Source organism: Pseudomonas sp. NFX183, assembly GCF_047943075.1.
In the GTDB taxonomy this organism is placed as follows: domain Bacteria; phylum Pseudomonadota; class Gammaproteobacteria; order Pseudomonadales; family Pseudomonadaceae; genus Aquipseudomonas.
The window spans coordinates 2,903,295-2,923,555 of sequence record NZ_CP181333.1 but is presented as its reverse complement, the minus strand read 5'-3'; the positions used below and the strand labels follow the sequence as shown (position 1 = coordinate 2,923,555).

The following is a 20,261-nucleotide window of genomic DNA, read 5'->3' as shown; positions in this document are numbered from 1 at the left end:
TCCAATAAACATAAAAGTCAGGAGATACCCACCATGCGTTATGCACATCCCGGTACTGAAGGCGCGATCGTTTCGTTCAAGGCCAAGTACGGTAACTACATCGGCGGCGAATTCGTCGCGCCGGTGGATGGCAACTACTTCACCAACACCTCGCCGGTCAACGGCAAGCCTATCGCCGACTTCCCGCGCTCCACGGCCAAAGACATCGACAAAGCCCTCGACGCCGCCCACGCCGCCGCAGATGCCTGGGGCAAGACCTCGGCTCAGGACCGCTCGCTGGTGCTGCTGAAAATCGCCGACCGCATCGAACAGAACCTCGAACTGCTGGCCATCACCGAAACCTGGGACAACGGCAAAGCCGTGCGTGAAACCCTCAACGCCGACATCCCACTGGCGGCCGACCACTTCCGCTACTTCGCCGGCTGCATCCGCGCGCAGGAAGGCACCAGCGCCGAAATCAACGAACTGACCGCCTCGTATCACTTCCACGAGCCGCTGGGCGTGGTCGGCCAGATCATCCCGTGGAACTTCCCGCTGCTGATGGCCGCGTGGAAACTCGCCCCGGCCCTGGCCGCCGGTAACTGCGTGGTGCTCAAGCCCGCCGAGCAAACGCCGCTGGGCATCAACGTGCTGATGGAGCTGATCGGCGACCTGCTGCCGCCAGGCGTGCTGAACGTGGTGCACGGTTACGGCAAAGAAGCCGGCGAAGCCCTGGCCACCAGCAAGCGCATCGCCAAGATCGCCTTTACCGGCTCCACACCGGTGGGCTCGCACATCATGCACGCGGCGGCCGAGAACATTATTCCGTCCACCGTTGAGCTGGGCGGCAAGTCGCCGAACATCTTCTTCGCCGACATCATGAAAGCCGAACCGTCGTTCATCGAAAAGGCCGCCGAAGGCCTGGTGCTGGCGTTCTTCAACCAGGGCGAGGTGTGCACCTGCCCATCGCGCGCGCTGGTGGAAGAGTCGATCTACGACGACTTCATGAAAGTGGTGATGAAGAAGATCGAGCAGATCAAACGCGGCGACCCGCTGGACACCGACACCATGGTCGGCGCCCAGGCGTCCGAGCAGCAGTTCGACAAAATCCTGTCCTACCTGGAAATCGCCAAGGGCGAAGGCGCGCAGCTGCTCACCGGCGGCAAGGTCGAGCAGCTCAGCGGCGACATGGCCGGCGGGTATTACATCCAGCCGACCCTGCTCAAGGGCACCAATGAAATGCGCGTGTTCCAGGAAGAAATCTTCGGCCCGGTGGTGAGCATCACCACGTTCAAGGACGAAGCCGAAGCCCTGGCAATTGCCAACGACACCGAGTTCGGCCTGGGCGCCGGTGTGTGGACCCGCGACATCAACCGCGCCTACCGCATGGGCCGCGCGATCAAGGCCGGCCGCGTGTGGACCAACTGCTACCACCTGTACCCGGCGCACGCCGCGTTCGGCGGTTACAAGAAGTCCGGTGTGGGCCGTGAGACGCACAAGATGATGTTGGATCACTACCAGCAGACCAAGAACTTGCTGGTGAGCTACGACATTAATCCGTTGGGTTTCTTCTAACTTAAACCTGTAACAGGCGACCAGTTCTCAACTTGAAATGCAATCAAGTGTGGGAGCTGGCTTGCCTGCGATGGCGGTGTATCAACTAAGCGTGTGGTGGCTGACACACTGCTTTCGCAGGCAAGCCAGCGCCCACATTAGCTCTTCGCAAGTACTCGCAACTCGCATTCGGCACAAAGAGGCCGAGTTAAAAACAATAAGAATGGACGGTACTTTCCCATGCCTAGCGAACCTACTGGCTCTTCCGTCGACTTCGAAAAAGTCGGCACCGACTACTTCCAACAACGCGAACTGAAAAAAGGCGCCGCCGGCTGGGTGCTCTTGGTCGGCCTTGGCGTTGCCTATGTGATCTCCGGCGACTACGCCGGTTGGAACTTCGGCCTGGCCCAAGGTGGCTGGGGCGGCATGTTCCTCGCCACCTTGCTGATGGCCACCATGTACCTGTGCATGTGCTTCTCCCTGGCCGAACTGTCTTCCATGATCCCCACCGCCGGCGGCGGCTACGGCTTTGCCCGCAGCGCCTTCGGCCCCTGGGGCGGCTTCCTCACCGGCACTGCGATCCTGATCGAATACGCCATCGCCCCCGCCGCCATCGCGGTGTTTATCGGCGCTTATTGCGAGTCGCTGTTCGGCATTGGCGGCTGGATGATTTACCTGGCCTTCTACATCATCTTTATCGGCATCCACATCTTCGGCGTGGGCGAAGCCTTGAAGCTGATGTTTGTGATTACCGCCGTTGCGGCGATTGCCTTGGGCGTGTTCCTGGTGTCGATGGTGCCGCACTTCAACGTTGCGAACCTGCTGGACATCCCGGTGACCGAGGCCAAAGGCGCCAGCACGTTCTTGCCGTTCGGCTACGTCGGCGTATGGGCGGCGATTCCCTATGCAATCTGGTTTTTCCTCGCCGTCGAAGGCGTGCCGTTGGCTGCCGAAGAAACCAAGAACCCCAAGCGTGACCTGCCTCGTGGCTTGATAGGCGCCATTGTGGTGCTGACCAGTTTTGCCCTGTTGATTCTGGTCATCGCCCCCGGCGGCGCCGGCACTTACGCGTTGATCAAGTCGGGCAACCCATTGGTTGAGGCGCTGGCACTGTCCTACGGCGGTTCGACCTGGATGGGCAGCTTCGTCAACCTGGTCGGCCTGGCCGGGCTGATCGCGAGCTTTTTCTCGATCATCTACGCGTATTCCCGGCAGATCTTCGCCTTGTCCCGCGCCGGTTACTTGCCGCGCAAACTGTCGCAGACCAACAAAAGCAAGGCGCCGGTGCTGGCGCTGGTGATCCCGGGCATCATCGGTTTTGGCCTGTCGCTGACCGGCCAGGGTGATTTGCTGATTCTGGTGGCGGTGTTTGGCGCGACCATTTCCTACGTACTGATGATGGCCGCGCACATCACCCTGCGCATCCGCCGCCCCAAAATGGATCGCCCGTACCGCACGCCGGGCGGCATTTTCACCTCTGGTGTCGCGCTGGTACTGGCCTGCGTGGCCGTAGTGGCGGGCTTTCTGGTGGATCCGCGGGTGGTGATTGGCGCCGCGATCATCTATGGAGTATTAATTGCTTACTTTGCTTTCTACAGCCGGCATCACTTGGTAGCAGGCACGCCCGAAGAAGAATTCGCCGCGATCCAGGCCGCAGAGGCCGCCTTGCACTGAATGCCGTAAACCTCGACGCGGGCAACTGGCCCGCGTCGCCAAGGAGACACTGTATGGCAAGCTTTTCCCACGCGGTGGGTGCACAGACCTACCGCTTCGACAGCCTCAAGGACGTGATGGCCAAGGCCAGCCCGGCGCGTTCCGGGGACTTCCTGGCCGGCGTGGCCGCGCAGAACGACGGCGAACGCGTGGCCGCGCAGATGGCGCTGGCGAACATCCCGCTGAAACACTTCCTTGAAGAAGTGCTGATCCCCTACGAAAGCGACGAAGTCACCCGGCTGATCATCGACACCCACGATAAACAGGCGTTTAGCGTGGTCAGCCACCTAACCATCGGCGGCCTGCGCGACTGGCTGCTCAGTGACGCGGCCGACGAACAGGCCCTACGCGCATTGGCACCGGGGCTGACACCGGAAATGGCCGCCGCCGTCTCCAAGGTCATGCGCGTGCAGGACCTGGTGCTGGTTGCGCAGAAGATCCGCGTGGTCACCCAGTTTCGCGGCACCATGGGCCTGCGCGGGCGCCTGTCGACGCGCCTGCAGCCCAACCACCCGACGGATGAGCCGGCGGGCATCGCCGCGAGCATTCTCGACGGCCTGCTTTATGGCAACGGCGACGCCATGATCGGCATCAACCCGGCCACCGACAGCATCGCCTCGATCTGCGCCATGCTTGAGATGCTCGATGCGATCATCCAGCGCTACGAAATCCCCACCCAGGCGTGTGTGCTGACCCACGTGACCACGTCCATCGAGGCCATCAACCGAGGTGTACCGCTGGACCTGGTGTTTCAGTCGATTGCCGGCACCGAAGCGGCCAACGCCAGTTTCGGCATCAGCCTGAGCGTGCTGCAGGAAGGTTACGAAGCGGGCTTGAGCCTGAACCGCGGCACCTTGGGCCAGAACCTGATGTACTTCGAAACCGGCCAGGGCAGCGCCTTGTCGGCCAACGCGCACTTTGGCGTCGACCAGCAAACCTGCGAAACCCGCGCCTACGCCGTTGCGCGGCATTTCAAGCCGTTTTTGGTCAACACCGTTGTAGGTTTTATCGGCCCCGAGTACCTGTACAACGGCAAGCAGATCATCCGCGCCGGCCTTGAAGACCACTTCTGCGGCAAGCTGCTCGGCGTGCCGATGGGGTGCGACATCTGCTACACCAACCACGCCGAAGCCGACCAGGATGACATGGACACCCTGCTGACCCTGTTGGGCGTGGCCGGGATCAACTTCATCATGGGCATCCCCGGCTCCGACGACATCATGCTCAACTACCAGACCACCTCGTTTCACGACGCGTTGTACGCCCGGCAAACATTGGGTTTAAAACCAGCGCCGGAGTTTGAACAGTGGCTGGCCAAGATGGGCATCTTCACGCAAGCCGACGGCAAGGTGCACTTCGGCAACAGCCTGCCACCGGCATTTCGCCACGCCTTGAAGCAATTGGGATGAAGGAGCTGCCTGTGCAAGTAGAACTGCCTGATAACCCGTGGCTGGAACTGCGCCGCCTGACCCCGGCGCGCATCGCCCTGGGCCGCACCGGCACCAGCATTCCCACCAGCGCGCAGCTGGACTTCCAATTCGCCCACGCCCAGGCGCGCGATGCGGTGCACCTGCCTTTTGACCATCAAGGCCTGAGCAGCCAAATGGCCGAGCGCGGCCGTGACAGCCTGTTGCTGCACAGTGCCGCCGTTGACCGACATATGTATTTGCAACGCCCGGACCTGGGGCGACGCCTCAGTGATGAGTCTGCGCAGAGCTTGCGCGACTACGCCGCCGCGAACCCTGGCGGTGTGGACCTGGCCGTGGTGGTGGCCGATGGGCTGTCGGCGCTGGCCGTGCATAAACACACGCTGCCGTTTCTGACACGCATGGAAGAACAGACTCACGCCGAAGGGTGGTCCTTGTCGCCAGTCATCCTGGTGGAACAGGGCCGCGTGGCGGTGGCCGATGAAATTGGCCAATTGCTGGGCGCCAAGATGGTGGTGATTCTGATCGGCGAGCGGCCGGGGCTCAGCTCGCCGGACAGCCTCGGGCTGTATTTCACCTACAACCCCAAGGTCGGGCTCACCGATGCGTATCGCAACTGCATTTCCAACGTGCGCCTGGAAGGCCTGAGCTACGGCATGGCCGCGCATCGCCTGCTTTACTTGATGAAAGAGGCGTGTCGCCGGCAGCTGTCGGGGGTCAACCTCAAGGACGAGGCACAGGTACAGACCATCGAGTCGGATGATCCTGACCTGATGAAAGGCAATTTCCTGCTCAGCCCGCCGGAATGAACGATAGCCGCACGATTGCGCTTTTTCGCGCCATTAGGCAGCATCCGGTCACGGCCGCTTGTGTGGTCATCCCCCCTTTGGAAGTTGAGGCCTGGCATGCGGATTACTCAAGCGACCCTGGAACACTTGGACCTGTTGACCCCGTTGTTCGTCAAATACCGCGAGTTCTATGGCGCGCTGCCGTTTCCGGATTCATCGCGGGCGTTTCTGGAAAAACGCCTGCGCCGCAAGGAGTCGGTGATCTACCTGGCCCTGGCCGACGATGATGACAAGCGGTTGCTGGGCTTTTGTCAGCTTTACCCGAGCTTTTCGTCGCTGTCGCTTAAACGCGTGTGGATCCTCAACGATATCTATGTGGCCGAAGATGCGCGCCGGCAATTGGTGGCGGACAACCTGATGCGCACGGCCAAGAAAATGGCCAAGGAAACCCAGGCGGTGCGGCTGCGGGTGTCGACCAGCAGTGATAACGAGGTGGCGCAGAAGACTTATGAGTCGATCGGCTTTCGCGAAGATACGGAGTTCAAGAACTACGTGTTGCCGATCAGCGAAAACTGATAACGCCGAATGGCTTCGGCTTCCCCTTGTGGTGAACGGCCTTACAGTGGCGAGCGGGCTGAGTGTGGCGAGCGGGCTTGCCCCGCGTTGGGCTGTGCAGCAGCCCCAAAACCAAGCGCCGAGTTATGACTGAAGGAATGCAGAACTTCTCGGGGGCTGCTTCGCAGCCCAACGCGGGGCAAGCCCGCTCGCCACAGCAAGCCCGCTGGCCACACTCAGTCAGCTCACCACATAAGACCCGTTCCCATATTTGAATCAATGTAGATCGGACATACCCACGACACGCCCCGCTACAAAACCCACACGCTTTTCACCTCTCAATACGTATAATGCGGACCTTTCAGGGTTGTAAGAAATACGGCATACACTTGTAGCCTTACTTACCCGTAGACCCCGCACTGGCCTGCTGAGCCGGGCCATTCACACAGGTGCCATCCATGGATTTCAACCCGCTCGACCTTATCCTGCATCTCGACGTGTACCTCGACATGCTGGTGAGAAACTACGGAGTGTGGATCTACGCCATTCTGTTCCTGGTTATCTTTTGCGAAACAGGCTTGGTGGTCATGCCATTCCTGCCCGGTGATTCCTTGCTGTTCATCGCTGGCGCTATCGCGGCAGGCGGCGGCATGGACCCGATCCTGTTGGGCGGCTTGCTGATGCTGGCGGCCATCCTGGGTGACAGCACCAACTACGTGATCGGGCGAACAGTGGGCGAACGCTTGTTCAGCAACCCGAACTCGAAAATCTTCCGCCGCGACTACCTGCAAAAAACCCACGAGTTCTACGACAAGCACGGCGGCAAAACCGTGACCCTGGCGCGTTTCCTGCCGATCCTGCGCACCTTCGCACCCTTCGTCGCCGGCATCGCCAAAATGCCTTACCCGCGCTTCTTCGGGTTCAGCGTGTTCGGCACCGTGCTGTGGGTCGGCGGCCTGGTGACCCTGGGTTACTTCTTCGGCAATGTGCCGTTCATCAAGAAGAACCTGTCGCTGCTGGTGGTGTTTATCATCCTGCTGTCGCTGATCCCGATGATCATCGGTGTGTTCCGCAGCCGCTTTGGCCGCTCGTCCTCCGAAGCCAAACCGCAGTAACCGGCGATGTGGTCCCTCAGCGCCTGGCGTCGCCGGCGCCTGCTGGCCAAGCACCCGATTGCCGATGACACCTGGCAACGGGTGCGCCACCACCTGAGCTTTCTCGACGGCATCAGCGCCGAGCAAGACCAGTGGCTGCGCGAAGCCTGCGTAGTCTTCCTCGCCGAAAAACACCTCACCGCCCTGCCCGGCGTCGAGCTGCACCAGGAACAGCGCCAGCTGCTCGCCGCCCAGGCGCAATTGCCGTTGATGAACCTGGGCGACCTCGACTGGTACCAGGGCTTCCACGAAATCGTGCTGTACCCCGACGACTTCGTCAGCCCGCAACGCCATCGCGATGCCAGCGGCGTCGAACACGAGTGGGACGGCGAACACAGCGGTGAAGCCTGGCAGCAAGGCCCGGTGATTCTCGCCTGGCCCGGCGTGTTGGCCAGCGGCCAGTGGGAAGGCTACAACCTGGTGATCCACGAGCTGGCGCACAAACTCGACATGCTCAACGGCGACGCCAACGGCCTGCCGCCGCTGCATCACGACATGCGCGTGCAGGACTGGGCCAGCGTGATGCAAAGCGCCTTTGATGACCTCAATCGCCAACTCGACGCCAACCCGGACGCCGACACCGCGATCGACCCCTATGCCGCCGAAAACCCGGCGGAGTTCTTTGCCGTCACCAGCGAATATTTTTTCAGCGCCCCGGATTTACTGGTCAGCACTTATCCACAGGTGTACGCGCAACTGAGCCGCTTCTATCGCCAGGATCCCCTGGCCCGCCTGCACCAACTGCAAGCCAGCGACGCGCGCTATCAGACGGAACGCCACGCGCCGTACGACGTCTGACGCATGGCATCGGCGTCAGAATATGCCTATAATCGCCGCCACTTTTAGGCCAATCCGGCCATGTTCCATGGCCAACTAAGGGGGCATCGCCCAATGAGCTACAGCAAGATTCCGGCTGGCAAAGACCTGCCGAACGACATCTACGTCGCCATCGAAATTCCGGCCAACCACGCGCCGATCAAATACGAAATCGACAAAGACAGCGACTGCCTGTTCGTTGACCGTTTCATGGCCACCCCAATGTTCTACCCGGCCAACTACGGTTTCATCCCCAACACCCTGGCTGACGACGGTGACCCCCTCGACGTGCTGGTTGTGACCCCTTACCCGGTTACCCCAGGCTCGGTTATCCGCGCGCGCCCAGTCGGCATCCTGAACATGACCGACGACGGCGGCGGCGATGCCAAAGTTATCGCAGTGCCACACGACAAGCTGTCCCAGCTGTACGTGGACGTGAAGGAATACACTGACCTGCCGCCACTGCTGCTGGAACAGATCAAGCACTTCTTCGAGAACTACAAAGACCTCGAAAAAGGCAAATGGGTGAAGATCGACGGTTGGGGCAACGCAGACGCCGCCCGCGCCGAGATCATGAAGTCGGTGGCTGCCTACAAAGGCTGATACCCGCTCCTCATTGCCTAGGCAATCAAAAAAAGCCCCGACTATTCGGGGCTTTTTTTGTGGGAAAAATTAAACTCCAAGTGCAATGTTTAATGCGCAATGTTTAACAGCGTTAAGACACTGACATATCGACCTACAACTAAGTAAATCCCTACACGCGCAATTCAACGCATAGTTTATTTGATGTCTTTTTCCGGCCAGTAAACTCTGCGTTTATGAATACATCAGGTGATCGACTAAAAGCGTTATTACGGGAAGTTCATCTTTCCGCCTCCGACTTCGCCAAGAACCGCGGCGTCACGCCTCAACACGTGAACAACTGGTTCAAACGCGGCGTGCCCATGGGCCGACTCAACGAGATCGCAGAACTGCTCTGCGTCTCCAGCCGTTGGCTACGCACCGGCGAAGGCCTCAAACACCCACCGGCCAACTTCCTGCTGGAAGGCCCCGGCACCACCAAAGGACTGCCCACCCGCGAAGAAAGCGGCAAATACCTCACAGGCCCCGCCTGCCTCCCGGAAAAAATCGACGTGGAGATCGCCCTCCACCCCACCTTCACCTCAAGCGAACGCATCCGCGTCTCCCTGCATACTCTGGAAACCCTCAACGTAAACCCCGACCGCGCCATAGGCGCCTACATGGTCGACAACAGCATGATCGACATCATCCAGCAAGGCGCCACCCTCGCCATCGACCGCGGCCGCAGCCAAATCACCGACGGCGAAATCTACGCCGTCGAACACGACGGCATGCTGCGCATCAAATACCTCTACAACCGCCCCGGCGGCGGCCTGCGCATGCGCAGCCACAACGCCAGCGAACACCCGGACGAATACCTCACCCACGAGCAGCGCTTTGAACAGAACTTTCAGATCGTGGGCTGGGTGTTCTGGTGGTCCACCCTCAACAACCGCCGACCGGTGCCGCTGGACGAACACCTGCTGGGCTGGGAAGGCTCTAAATCGGACCCGGAGGTAGGCATTTGAGGTGAATGTGGGTATCATCCGCCGCACATTTGGCAGGGGGTGGCTTTGCGCTATCCATCCTGCCTGGCGATGCGGAGGAGTTCCCGCGGATGCCCTTACTATTCAGCCAGACGTGATGTGGGCTGAGCGATTTGAAGGCTGGTGAGGTTTGTCAAAAACAAGCTGAGGCAGTCCCCGAGAAGCCGGCCACAAGCCGGCTTTTTAATGCCTGTAAGAACCACAGACCAATAGTCCAACCGTTGTTGGACTATTGGATAAGCAAAAGCAGGCCGCTAATCGCCTCGCCCTCACCTCAGTCGCGTTATTTAGGCTGCATACACTCCACAGCCCGATCCGCCACCATCTTCGCCATCTCCACCAAATGCATCACCGCCCGATGCGGCGCGTCCAGCGGTTTACCCAGCGCCTGCGACGTAGCCACCGCACATTGCAGCAACTCCGCCACTCGCACCCAGGCATCCTCAAAGCTCAGCTCTTCATTAACAGTGAATGGCTTAGTCACAGCCGATAACAGCGAATCCGAAACAACGTTATCCATAGAAAACCTCTAGCGGTAAGTAATTACCACCGTCCTTTCGCGACTAAACGAGCAGAGGTGGCGGCTGTACGCAGGTTAGTCGACCGGCCGCTAGGCACCGGCGCACCCGAAGGTGCCCTGCGCACAGCCACCATAAAGTGCAGATGAGGAGACACCTGGCTTTGGGATGGCGCGTGCGCCTAGCGAAGTCCGGGCGACTAAACCCGATCACTGAATAGGCAGTGACGGTGCGCAGCCTAGTCGCGGGATTTTGCTGGCGCAATCCGCTCGGATTCTCTAGGAAACGTCCTGCAAATGAAAGGGACCGGTACTGCTGGCTCTTCAACCACTGTCACCTTTGAGTTGACAGTAAGACTCACCCCACCCGATTTATCCCCCACGCCCCACCCATTAATCTGTGCCCATGTTGAACGCAACGCCAACCAACCCAACCAAAAAAGGATTTCAACCATGAGCACTCCAACCCTCAGCCGCTTGAACAAAGACGACGCCGTAGTTCTGCTGGTCGACCACCAAACCGGTCTGATCTCGCTGGTGCAGGACTTCTCCCCCAACGAGTTCAAGAACAACGTGCTGGCCCTGGCCGACCTGGCCAAGTTCTTCAACTTGCCGACGATCCTCACCACCAGTTTCGAGCAAGGCCCTAACGGCCCGTTGGTGCCGGAGTTGAAGGAGATGTTCCCGGAGGCGCCGTATATCGCTCGCCCGGGTCAGATTAATGCGTGGGATAACGAGGATTTCGTTAAGGCGGTCAAGGCGACTGGGCGCAAGCAGATCATCATTGCGGGTGTGGTGACGGATGTGTGCGTGGCGTTCCCGACGTTGTCGGCGCTGGCAGAAGGGTTTGAGGTGTTTGTGGTGACGGATGCGTCGGGCACGTTTAATACCACGGTGCAGCAGGCGGCGTGGAGCCGGATGACGCAGGCCGGTGCGCAGTTGATGAATTGGTTTTCGGTGGCGTGTGAGTTGCAGGGCGACTGGCGCAATGACATGGAAGGGTTGGGGAATTTGTTGTCTCAGCGGATTCCTAACTATCGGAATTTGATGAATGGGTATGCGGCGGTGACGGCGCGTCAGGGCTGAGGTTGAGAGCCCCCTCAAAAAACTGTGGGAGCGGGCTTGCCCGCGATGGCGGTGAATCAGTCGATATATTCGGTGACTGATACACCGTCTTCGCGGGCAAGCCCGCTCTCACATTTGTTCTTTGCTGCTTTGAGTATTGGGGCAAGCCCGCGCGGTCAGTCGAGGATCAGGTGCGGGAGAAACCGGCTTGAGTCCTTGGTGATCAAACTGTTGTCTTCGCGCACGCCGATGCCGGCGGCTTGATCGCCGATCACCCAGGAGCCGATCAGCGTGTAGCTGTCACCAAAGCGCGGCAGCGGCGCAAACTCCTGGAGGATAAACGGCGCATCCGTGTAGGGGCCGTCTTCTTTTACGATCAGGCCGTCGGCGGTGTGCAGTTCAATGTTGGCGCCTTCGCGGGAGAAGAACGGCTTGCGCACCCAGCCCTTTGGCACGGCTTTGCCGGGGTCGGTATCCAGGTGGGACGCGAGCAGGTTGGGGTGGCCTTTGTTGAATTCCCACAGCAGCGGCAGGATGCCTTTGTTGGAGAGGATGGCTTTCCAGGCGGGCTCGAAGAACTGGGTATCGCACTGGGCAATCGCGGCGCCGAAGGGCTCGTGGAAGATGAATTCCCAGGCGTGCAGTTTGAACAGGTGCGGGATCCAGCGATCTTCGAGGTCGACGAAACGGCCTTCGCTGGTCAGGCCGATGTCTTCGATGTCGATGTGGCGTGATTCAATGCCGACCTTTTCCGCGACCAGGCGCAGGTAGTCGGTGGTGCCTTTGTCTTCGACTGAGTCTTTCATCGAGGCAAAGTAGAACGGCTGGTTGACCTGCAATTGGGCGAAGGCCTGATGCAGTTTGGTGTCGATGCTGTTGAACTGGTCAGCGTGCTTGGGCAGCAGGCCGCGTTCGATGCATTGTTCCAGCCAGCCCCATTGAAACGCCGCGGCTTCATAGAGGCTGGTCGGTGTGTCGTAGTTGAGTTCGAGCAGCTTGGCGGGCCCGCTGCCGTTGTAGGAAAAGTCCATGCGCCCGTACAGGTGCGGGTGGCCTTCGAGCCATGAGGTTCGGATCATGTCGAAGAACGGCGCGGGAATGCTCAGGCGCTCCAACAGCTCTTCGCTCTGCACCACGCGGGCCACGAGGTCCATGCACATGTCATGGATCTCGGTGGTCGGGTCTTCGAGGTCGCGCTCGATTTGCTTGAGCGTGAACTGGTAGTAGGCGCTTTCGTCCCAGTAGGGTTCGTCGTCGATGGTGTGGAACAGAAAGCCGAGGCTGTCGGCGGTCCGTTTCCAGTCATGACGCTCTGCGCAGTGGATCTTTTTCATGGCCCGGTTTCCTTAACTGCTCGACCCGCCGCCGCCCCAGCCGCTGCGGGCGCTGGCTTTGCTGCCAAAGCCGCCACGGGAGGTCGAGGACGCCACGGACACCGGCTTGCTGGAGGAGCGCAGCGTGTTGGTGTAATTGCTGCTGCCGTACCTGGCCTGGTTGGACCGGCCGAATGTCGCCCCATTCGAGACCCGCTGGTTGAGCGTTGAAGAACCGTAATCGCCGCGATCATCGCGGTAGCGGTACATCGGTTCGGAGCGGTAGCTGTTGCGATTGTTGCTGAGCATGTTGCCGATCAATAGGCCCGTCAGCAGACTGCTGGTGGAGAAGCCTGAGCCGCCACTGTTCGCTTGGGCACCGCCGACTTGCGCGTTGGCCGCATCGACCTGGGATTGCGTCACCTGGCCGGCAGCGGTCAGTTCGAAACCGCCCAGTTTGGGGATGAACTTGCCGTTGGAGTCCTGCTGACACCAGTTGGCGACAAAGTCGGCATCGCAATCGGCCTGGCTGTCGTACACCGGGGCAATGCGCCGATGCTCGGCCATGGCCGTCATGTAGGCGTCCGAGCACACGTCCACTGGAAGCTTTTCATCGGCGCATTGCTGAACCGACTGGAAGTTGTACTTCTTTTGCAAATCGTAGTTTTTTTCGGTCGGCCCGCAGCCGGATATCGCCATCGCGACCGACGCTGCCAGCGACAACTGGACATACTTGCTTCGTTTCATCGGGAGCTCCGTGCGCGATCAGTTCTGGGTAGGCGTCATGCACGCGGCATTCAACATGCCGACGCTGATGGACACGGCGGCCACGTAGATGCCGGCGGCGAGTTCGCCATTCTTGATGCGCTCGGACGTGCCTTTGAGCACCAGGCTGGTCAGCAGAAACGCCAACAGTTGGACGACGGCGGCAATCACCGCCCAGACGACGAAGTCGAGGAGGCTGATCGAGTAGGCAATCACGTTGCTGGCCGGAATGGCGAAACCGATGATAGCGCCGCCCAAGGCGACCGCAGCCGACACGTTACCCGCACGGATCAGTTCGAACTCCTTGTGCGGCGTGATGCGGGTGTAGATGAACTGGAACAGTGCGAACAGCACAGCCGCACCGAGGATGTAGGTGACAAAGCCAAACACAGCAGCTTTGTTCAGGGAGATAGAGAGAGCTTCCAGCATGGGGGTTTTCCTTTTTTAAAGCGTAGTCAGGTCGGTTGTGTACAGCGAAATGCCCAGCGACGTACTCAGGCTGACGGTGCCCTCTGCGTCTTCTTCGACGGAAAACAGCAGAAACTCGCGACGATCAGTCAGGCCGGTGTCGCGGGCGTACAGCATCGAGCGGTGCTCGACGCTGTAGGCGTCCTCGGGGTTTACAACCTGTTCGGTCATCGCCACCAGCTCTGTCTGGCCTGCCTCGCTGCCCCACACTCGGGTGTACTCCACGCCGTTGTGGGTGTAGGTCGGCAGCCCGATCAGGCTCTGTGGCCCCGCCAGTCGACGCAGTTCCGCTTCACTGCTGATGGTGACGACACTGAGGTAATTGAACAGGATCACCGACTCGACCTGCCCGGCGATCTCGCCGGTGGTGTGCACCTGCAGCCAGTAATCTTCGTCGTTCATGTAGTAGCGCGACAGCCAGGTCGACTGGCCGAGATCAACGGTGCCGTTGGCCCAGATTTCCTGGGAGCCGGGGATCACTACCGTGGTTTTTTCATCGAGCAACAATTTCAGGCTCACGTCGAACATCACGCCTTTGCCGGGTGCCAGGCCCAGTGGCCCGGTGACCGGCTGGGTGTTGCCGGCTGTCCATTGCGACGCTGTATTCGCTTTCGGGGCCTCAAGCCCCATCAATTGTTTAAACCATCCCATTGGAGATTTCCTTGAGGCGAGCGGAGGCGATGCAGAAGCGGGGAAAGAGGGAGGCGGCGCGCAGGCGCAACAAAAGAAACATCGACATTTGGCCCCTGACTCCCTGGGTATTTGATTGCGGATGACAAGATCGCCTCGGCGTGTGGAGGCTCAAGTGCGTTCACCCGGCATTAAACCTGCTGCGCGGCGAGGATAGAAGTACCTTGGCTGCAATAAACCCGGCGAACGCGCCAAAGAAGTGCCCCTCGAACGAGATCCCCTGACGAGGCAGGAAACCCACGAACAGGCCACCATACAGCACCGCTACAACACCGGCCGTTATCAGGTTGCTCCAGCTTCGGTGGAACCAGGCGCGAGACAAAAGGTAGGCCCAGAGCCCGAATACCCAGCCGCTGGCACCGATATGTACGCCGCTGAAACCGAACAGCCAGACCAGCGAACCGCCCAGCAAAATAATGATCGCACTGACGGCAATGAACCGATGGATTCCTTCGACAATGACCAAGGTGCCCAGGACCAAAAAGGCGATCAGGTTTGCGCTCAGATGAGCAAACGACGCGTGCAAAAACGGTGAGGTGAGGATGCCGAGCAGCCCCTGCACCGTTCTCGGGATCAGGCCGAATGCCATGAGGCTGTAACCGGTCGCCACATTGACCAGTTGCAGCGCGACCATCAACAGCGCCACGCCTGCGATTGTCTTGAAACCCTTCAGGGCATCCATCCTGACCTCGATGTAAAAAAAGAAGGGCAGCGCCTGCCCTTCTTGCTTCGGCGCGGCTTACTCGGCCGACTTTTGCTTCAGGCGTTCCAGAATCGCATTGGCGCTGCCTGTGTCCGGCGTAATACCGGCGTCGCGCAGCTTGCGCTCCAGGTCGGTGCCCGTGGATGCCTCAGCCAGTTCATCCTGAGCTTGCAGTTCAGCGGCACGTTGCTGCTGTTTGGCCTGCAAGCGATTCAGGGTACCGACGGCGGTTTCCAGCTTGCCGTTGGCGCCACCACTGGCGATGGACGCACTGACCTGGGCCTTCTGTACGCTTTCGCGCGCCTTGGCCATGTCCACTTGCTGGCGCAGGCTTTTGATCCGGCTTTCGGCTTTGGTGATGTCTTTGCGCATGCCGTCGGCGTAGCCGCCGAACTCGGTGGCCTGCTTTTGCTCGACGTCACGTTCGTTGGTCAGGGTCGAAATGGCTTCGGCCACTTCCATGGCCAGGTCTTCACGATTGGCCTGGATAGCGGCCATGGCCTTGGACTCCAGGTCCTTGATCTTGGCGTCGTACTCGCCAACGCGATCAGTCGCCAGTTTGTGCTTGGCCATGATGCTCACCAGCTCACGCTTGGCGTTGGCCAGCGCCGTGTCGGCGTCGCGAATTTCCTGGTCGAGGATGCGCAGGGCTTGTTGGTCGACGATCGATTCGCCGACTTCGCTGGCACCGCCACGCAGCGCGGTGAACAATTTGCTCCAGATGGACTGAGTCATTGGATACTCCCGAATACTTAATTGAAGAAACGTTCGAAGGCTTCGCTGGCGCGCTGCACGTTGTCGACCAGGGTTTTCACCTCGGTCACGATGTTGGTCAGGCTGGAGTCGGAGCTCAGCGCACCGAACATGTTGTAAACAACTTGGCCGTTAGGCATGGACTCGATGCCGATCGAGGAAAGCGGGAACATTTCGCGGCTGCGCAGCACCGCGTCATTGAATGCCGTTACGTCATTGATGGACTCGACGTCGACCAGCACGGTGTCCACGATGATCTGTTCGCCGACCACCGCGATGTAAATCGGCAAGCCCCCGAAGTCGTTCATTTCCAGCTTGATGCTGGACTCGGCGCCCTGAACGAGAGAAAGCGTAATGTCGTTGGAAACCACTTCATCCAAGGCCTGAAGCGCTGTGAAGAGGCGATCGATATTCCAGTTAGTACCTGCGCTCATGAAATTCTCCGACATGAATGAGCCAGCCAGAATCGGTTGGCGAAGCTGTTTCTCCATTTGCTTGAGCAGGCTTCGGTTTTCGGGAAGCACCCAAGTCTCGTGTTTCACATAACCGGCGGCCGTCAGGCCCGCGCGCATCTGCTTCATGTAAAAGCTCGATGGTTTTTTCGCGGGCGACTTCAAGCGCTCTCCCTTGCGGCTTGCTGAATCAGGATCGGGCCCTGCTGGCGGGCTCGATGGAGAGCTGCTTTTCATGGTGCTGACCTCGTTGTGAAAAACTCACGCGTGAGAAAATCTACAGGCAATGTTGGCGATGCTCAATAGCTCACGCGTGAGATTTTTCCTGGTTCGTTGTGCCTGTCAAAAAGTACCCTCCGCTTAAGAATTTCTCTGCCGGCATTGAAATCTGATGAACGGTTCTTCAGCGGGAGCGGCGCACCACCACCCAGCTTGCCGCGCTCTACGATAAGCCCGCGTTGAACGTCAGGCTCTCTTGCCAATACCCGCCCTACTCCATAAATGTTCCGAAATAACCTCGCCGTTGTGAATTGTTGTGAAGGCTTTGCGAATGGGCTAAAAGTCCGTGCTAAGTTCCGTCACGTCATCTTTCACAGCAGCAACGCCCAGCGGCCAACCAACTAAGACCGCCCTCTCGTTATTCAATAAACCGTCTCGGGTAAGTTACCTGGGAAGTTGTGCGGCCCTGCGCGTTTTAAAAGTGGCAGGCGTAATAATTAGATCAGGAGAAGTACCATGGTAGCGAAGGTAGAAACGACCCCAAAGGACGCAGCGGTCACTCAAAAAAGCTCCGTCGCTGCCTGGGAAAAATCCGTCGAAAAAGCGTCTGCACCCAAGTACGAGTTGGGTAAAGGCCAGAAACGCCCCGAAGGTGATACCCGCTCGGCCCAGCAGATTATTGATGACACGCCGCTGCTCGCCCAGCTCGGAAATCAAAGCGGGGTGAAGGACAACCTCAAAAAGCAGGTCGGCGATTTTGAGAAAGACGCGGACGCCGCCTATCGCGCCTCAAAAGTGCTGGAGCATGTCGAATACATCGACGAAGACGGCAAGCTGACCGATGGCAAGGATGTGGGCAACAACAGCATCGACGGCTTCACCAAAGATGGCGAGGCGCGGCATGGCACTGAGGCGGGCCGGCTTCAGGATTTCGGCAAGTATGGCTATTCCAGCCTGCGCGGCGAGGTGGTGAAGTCGGATTTGGGCGACCAGCAGAAACGCCCCGACGGTGACACGCGCTCGGCCAAGGAGATTATCGACGCCACACCGCTGCTGAAAAACCTCGGCAACCAGAGCGACGTGAAGGACAACCTCAAGAAGCAAGTGGGCGATTTCGAGAACGACGCCGACGCCGCGTACCGCGCCACCCAGGTGCTGGAACATGTGGTGAGCATCGATGAAAACGGCCATTTGCTCACTGGCGTCGACGCCAGGAATAAAGACAACGACAGCATCGACGGTTTCACCAAAGACAAGGAAGCCCGCCATGGCACCGAGGCCGGGCGCTTGCAGGATTTCGGCAAGTACGGCTATTCGAGCCTCAAAGGCGACCTGATGCACGTCAAAGACGCGACGCACACCGACAAGGCCGCGCCGCCCGATGAGCCCGAAGACGTGCAAGCCCTGCGCGACAAATACAACATCCCGACCTTCGGTGCCGAAGGCCTGATGGACATGGAGTTGCCCAACGACAAGACCGTGGGCGGCCAGACGGCCGAGAACTTTGTGCAGGGCATTCGCGATGACATCAAGAGCGGCAAGCTGGCCGAAGACTCGGACGAGGCCAAGATCGTCAAGCTGATGGACGCCCAGGCCGCGCTGGACAACGGCTACGACCTGTACGGCTACGCGGAGAGCATCAACCTGGGCAGCGGCACTTACCGTGAGACGGATAAGACGCCGACGCAGTTGAACGGCAAAGACGTCAAAGAGATGGTCGACGAGGACAAACTCGCCAAAGAAATTTCCACGTTGATGGGCAAGGAAGGGATTAAGGATCGCTACGACGCAGAACTACAGAAAAGTGTCGGTAGTTTGTCGCAAGATCGGTTGAATGAAGTGCGCGAACAAGTATTCCCGGCCCTCTTCAAAGACGGCACCCGTGATGCCAACTTGAACTTCGAGGAATATGTGATCGCGATGAATGACTCGGGTGATCCGAAGAAATCGGAAATGGCCGAGTTGGATGTAGACCGCTATTTCGAGTCGCTGCGCATTCTCGAACCGGACAGCTACACCGCGCGCAAACAGACGTTCGACCAGAACATGATGACGCACCAGCTCAACACCTACATGGAAAACCCCGACAAGGTCTCGCCGGAAAATACCGAAAGTGGGCTGAAGGCCTCGTTCACGATGATCAAGGGCGGTATCAACGCCGCCCTGGGTGGCCTGGACAAGGGCGACAAAGCCTACGACATGTACAAAAAGATGAAGGATGAGATCGACATCCTCGACGGCCATATCAAAGGGCTGACACCGGCAGAGAACAAACAGATCGCAGCGGCCATTCGTCTCGCGGCTGCCAGCGGCGACCCGAAAGCCATCGACAAGGTGGTCGACACTCAATTGAAGGGCCTGGGCGCCAATCGCGAAGCGGCCGCTGGCTCCCTGAAGACAGTGCTGCACACCGCCAGCTCCACCGGCGGGCTCAGTGCCATGGCGGGCACCATGAACCTGGTCAGCGGCGCGCTGCAGCTCGCCAATGGCGGCGGCAACATGACCGACGACCAGAAGATCGCCGCCGCGAAAGACCTGGTCGCCGGCTTGAGCTTCACCAACGACTTCCTCAAGTTCGGTTCGAACATTGTGGAAACCCTGGGTGGCACCAAACCCTATGAACCTGACGTGGACAAAGACGGTAAAGGCCCGGCAAAAATCAAGGCCACTGAATGGCTCGGGCTGATCGATGAGAACCTCCCGGACATCTGGGGTAAGAAAACCACTGAAAAATCTGACGCGCTGGCCGCATCCATCAGCACCCGCGTCAAGGAAGCTTCCGACACTCTCAAGAAACTCGACGTAGGCAATCTGTCGGCCGATGAGGTTAAGGAGTACGACAGCGCCGCCAAAACCCTGGGCGAACACATGGGCGTCAAGGACCTCCCCGGCAAAGGTACGCCGGCGTCCAAATCCGAAATTGCGATCGCCTCCGGGCGCTCGTTCCTGCGGTTTATGGGCGGCTCCGGCCTGGACTTGACCGGCGGCGTGATGGACATCGTTTCCGGCGCGCGCAAACTGAAAAACGCCAAGACCGCACTGGAAAAAACTGACGCTGCCTTCACGCTGGGTGGAGGTGCGTCCGGTACGGGTATGGCGATCGCCAATACCATCGCGATGTTCGCCCCCAAAGGTGCTCACCTGGCAGGCAAACTGGCCGGTGATGTTGCCGCGACGGTCATACGCGGGCTCGCCATCGGCGCGCGAGTGGCGGGTCCGGTTTTCGCCGTGGCGGGTGTGATCTTCGGGGTCGCAGGCACCCTGATTGCCGAGGCGGTCGAGCATGCCAAAATGCAAAAACTCACCGACTCCCAAGGCAAGTTCTTCAAAGACCTCGCCGACGCCGGCGTGACCAAGGACGACTGGGGCGACAAGCTCGAATACGCGCGCTATGCCACCTACATGTACGGCGGCCGCGACACGCCGGACGACAAGTCGATGTTCGAGTATCAGTCGGACGAGTGGAAACACTTCCAGGAAACCGAAGACAAAAAAGGCAGCTCGCTGGCGCGACTGGCGCCCTACCTGCACAAAGACAGCGACCCGGACAGCAAAAACCTGTGGGAGAAATTCCTCGCAGGCGGCACCAGCTCCAGCGGGCCGCATGGCAGTGAACGGCACACCGACGACTGGCGGCCTTGGGGCAGCACGGACATGGAAACGGGGAGCAAGCACACGGCTTGATGTTGCGTAGGCATTTATCAGCCAAGCCCATGCTGTTCA

At 59.5% G+C, this 20,261-nt stretch carries 19 protein-coding genes; 11 read left to right on the top strand and 8 right to left on the bottom strand.

Going from position 1 to position 20,261, the window contains the following annotated elements:
* The first annotated feature begins 33 nt into the window (after window positions 1-33).
* From ACM530_RS13505 to ACM530_RS13465, 9 genes are all read left to right on the top strand, one after another.
* A complete protein-coding gene (locus ACM530_RS13505) occupies window positions 34-1,554 on the top strand; it encodes an aldehyde dehydrogenase family protein (protein WP_369302435.1) in 1,521 nt (506 codons plus the stop codon).
* Window positions 1,555-1,773: 219 nt separating this feature from the next.
* Window positions 1,774-3,207, top strand: coding sequence for an ethanolamine permease (eat, locus tag ACM530_RS13500; protein WP_145162522.1), 1,434 nt, complete (start codon window positions 1,774-1,776; stop codon window positions 3,205-3,207).
* A 53-nt stretch (window positions 3,208-3,260) separates the two neighbouring features.
* Window positions 3,261-4,655 (top strand): ethanolamine ammonia-lyase subunit EutB, encoded by a 1,395-nt coding sequence (locus ACM530_RS13495; RefSeq protein WP_416364946.1) that lies wholly within the window; start codon window positions 3,261-3,263, stop codon window positions 4,653-4,655.
* A complete protein-coding gene (gene eutC / locus ACM530_RS13490) occupies window positions 4,652-5,482 on the top strand; it encodes an ethanolamine ammonia-lyase subunit EutC (protein WP_416364945.1) in 831 nt (276 codons plus the stop codon). The genes ACM530_RS13495 and eutC overlap by 4 nt, the downstream gene beginning before the upstream one ends.
* Window positions 5,483-5,578: 96 nt before the next feature.
* Complete coding sequence (locus ACM530_RS13485; protein WP_145162530.1) at window positions 5,579-6,037, top strand: GNAT family N-acetyltransferase; 459 nt, start codon at window positions 5,579-5,581, stop codon at window positions 6,035-6,037.
* Window positions 6,038-6,474: 437 nt separating this feature from the next.
* Window positions 6,475-7,131 (top strand): DedA family protein, encoded by a 657-nt coding sequence (locus tag ACM530_RS13480; protein WP_106579396.1) that lies wholly within the window; start codon window positions 6,475-6,477, stop codon window positions 7,129-7,131.
* Between the two features lie 6 nt (window positions 7,132-7,137).
* Window positions 7,138-7,968, top strand: a complete 831-nt coding sequence (locus ACM530_RS13475) for a zinc-dependent peptidase (protein ID WP_416364944.1) — start codon at window positions 7,138-7,140, stop codon at window positions 7,966-7,968.
* 93 nt (window positions 7,969-8,061) lie between these two features.
* Entirely contained in the window at window positions 8,062-8,589 is a 528-nt protein-coding gene (ppa, locus tag ACM530_RS13470) for an inorganic diphosphatase (protein WP_003176323.1), read from the top strand.
* A 215-nt stretch (window positions 8,590-8,804) separates the two neighbouring features.
* Window positions 8,805-9,575 (top strand): LexA family transcriptional regulator, encoded by a 771-nt coding sequence (locus ACM530_RS13465; RefSeq protein ID WP_242201764.1) that lies wholly within the window; start codon window positions 8,805-8,807, stop codon window positions 9,573-9,575.
* A gap of 301 nt (window positions 9,576-9,876) precedes the next feature.
* Here the strand turns inward: ACM530_RS13465 and ACM530_RS13460 are convergent, their stop codons facing one another.
* Window positions 9,877-10,113, bottom strand: a complete 237-nt coding sequence (locus tag ACM530_RS13460) for a DUF6124 family protein (protein ID WP_416364943.1) — start codon at window positions 10,111-10,113, stop codon at window positions 9,877-9,879.
* A gap of 450 nt (window positions 10,114-10,563) precedes the next feature.
* Between ACM530_RS13460 and ycaC the strand changes: the two genes are divergently transcribed.
* The gene (gene ycaC / locus ACM530_RS13455; RefSeq protein ID WP_064454308.1) at window positions 10,564-11,196 is read left to right on the top strand and encodes an isochorismate family cysteine hydrolase YcaC; all 633 of its coding nucleotides are present in this window, start codon (window positions 10,564-10,566) and stop codon (window positions 11,194-11,196) included.
* 155 nt (window positions 11,197-11,351) lie between these two features.
* On the opposite strand, the gene ACM530_RS13450 is transcribed toward ycaC, so the two are convergent.
* The 7 genes from ACM530_RS13450 to ACM530_RS13420 all read right to left on the bottom strand — a co-directional run bounded on the left by ACM530_RS13450 (window position 11,352) and on the right by ACM530_RS13420 (window position 16,448).
* Window positions 11,352-12,509: a glutathionylspermidine synthase family protein gene (locus tag ACM530_RS13450; RefSeq protein ID WP_416364942.1), complete on the bottom strand. Its 1,158-nt coding sequence runs from the start codon at window positions 12,507-12,509 to the stop codon at window positions 11,352-11,354.
* A 12-nt stretch (window positions 12,510-12,521) separates the two neighbouring features.
* Window positions 12,522-13,235, bottom strand: coding sequence for a DUF1190 domain-containing protein (locus ACM530_RS13445; protein WP_416364941.1), 714 nt, complete (start codon window positions 13,233-13,235; stop codon window positions 12,522-12,524).
* 18 nt (window positions 13,236-13,253) lie between these two features.
* Entirely contained in the window at window positions 13,254-13,682 is a 429-nt protein-coding gene (locus ACM530_RS13440) for a DUF350 domain-containing protein (protein WP_106580265.1), read from the bottom strand.
* A 15-nt stretch (window positions 13,683-13,697) separates the two neighbouring features.
* Window positions 13,698-14,372 (bottom strand): DUF2491 family protein, encoded by a 675-nt coding sequence (locus ACM530_RS13435; RefSeq protein ID WP_416364940.1) that lies wholly within the window; start codon window positions 14,370-14,372, stop codon window positions 13,698-13,700.
* 160 nt (window positions 14,373-14,532) lie between these two features.
* The gene (locus tag ACM530_RS13430) at window positions 14,533-15,093 is read right to left on the bottom strand and encodes a rhomboid family intramembrane serine protease (RefSeq protein WP_416364939.1); all 561 of its coding nucleotides are present in this window, start codon (window positions 15,091-15,093) and stop codon (window positions 14,533-14,535) included.
* Between the two features lie 57 nt (window positions 15,094-15,150).
* Window positions 15,151-15,849, bottom strand: a complete 699-nt coding sequence (locus ACM530_RS13425; RefSeq protein ID WP_145162567.1) for a PspA/IM30 family protein — start codon at window positions 15,847-15,849, stop codon at window positions 15,151-15,153.
* Between the two features lie 17 nt (window positions 15,850-15,866).
* Window positions 15,867-16,448: a YjfI family protein gene (locus tag ACM530_RS13420; RefSeq protein WP_145162716.1), complete on the bottom strand. Its 582-nt coding sequence runs from the start codon at window positions 16,446-16,448 to the stop codon at window positions 15,867-15,869.
* A gap of 606 nt (window positions 16,449-17,054) precedes the next feature.
* Between ACM530_RS13420 and ACM530_RS13415 the strand changes: the two genes are divergently transcribed.
* A complete protein-coding gene (locus ACM530_RS13415; RefSeq protein ID WP_416364938.1) occupies window positions 17,055-20,222 on the top strand; it encodes a hypothetical protein in 3,168 nt (1,055 codons plus the stop codon).
* Window positions 20,223-20,261: the final 39 nt, after the last annotated feature.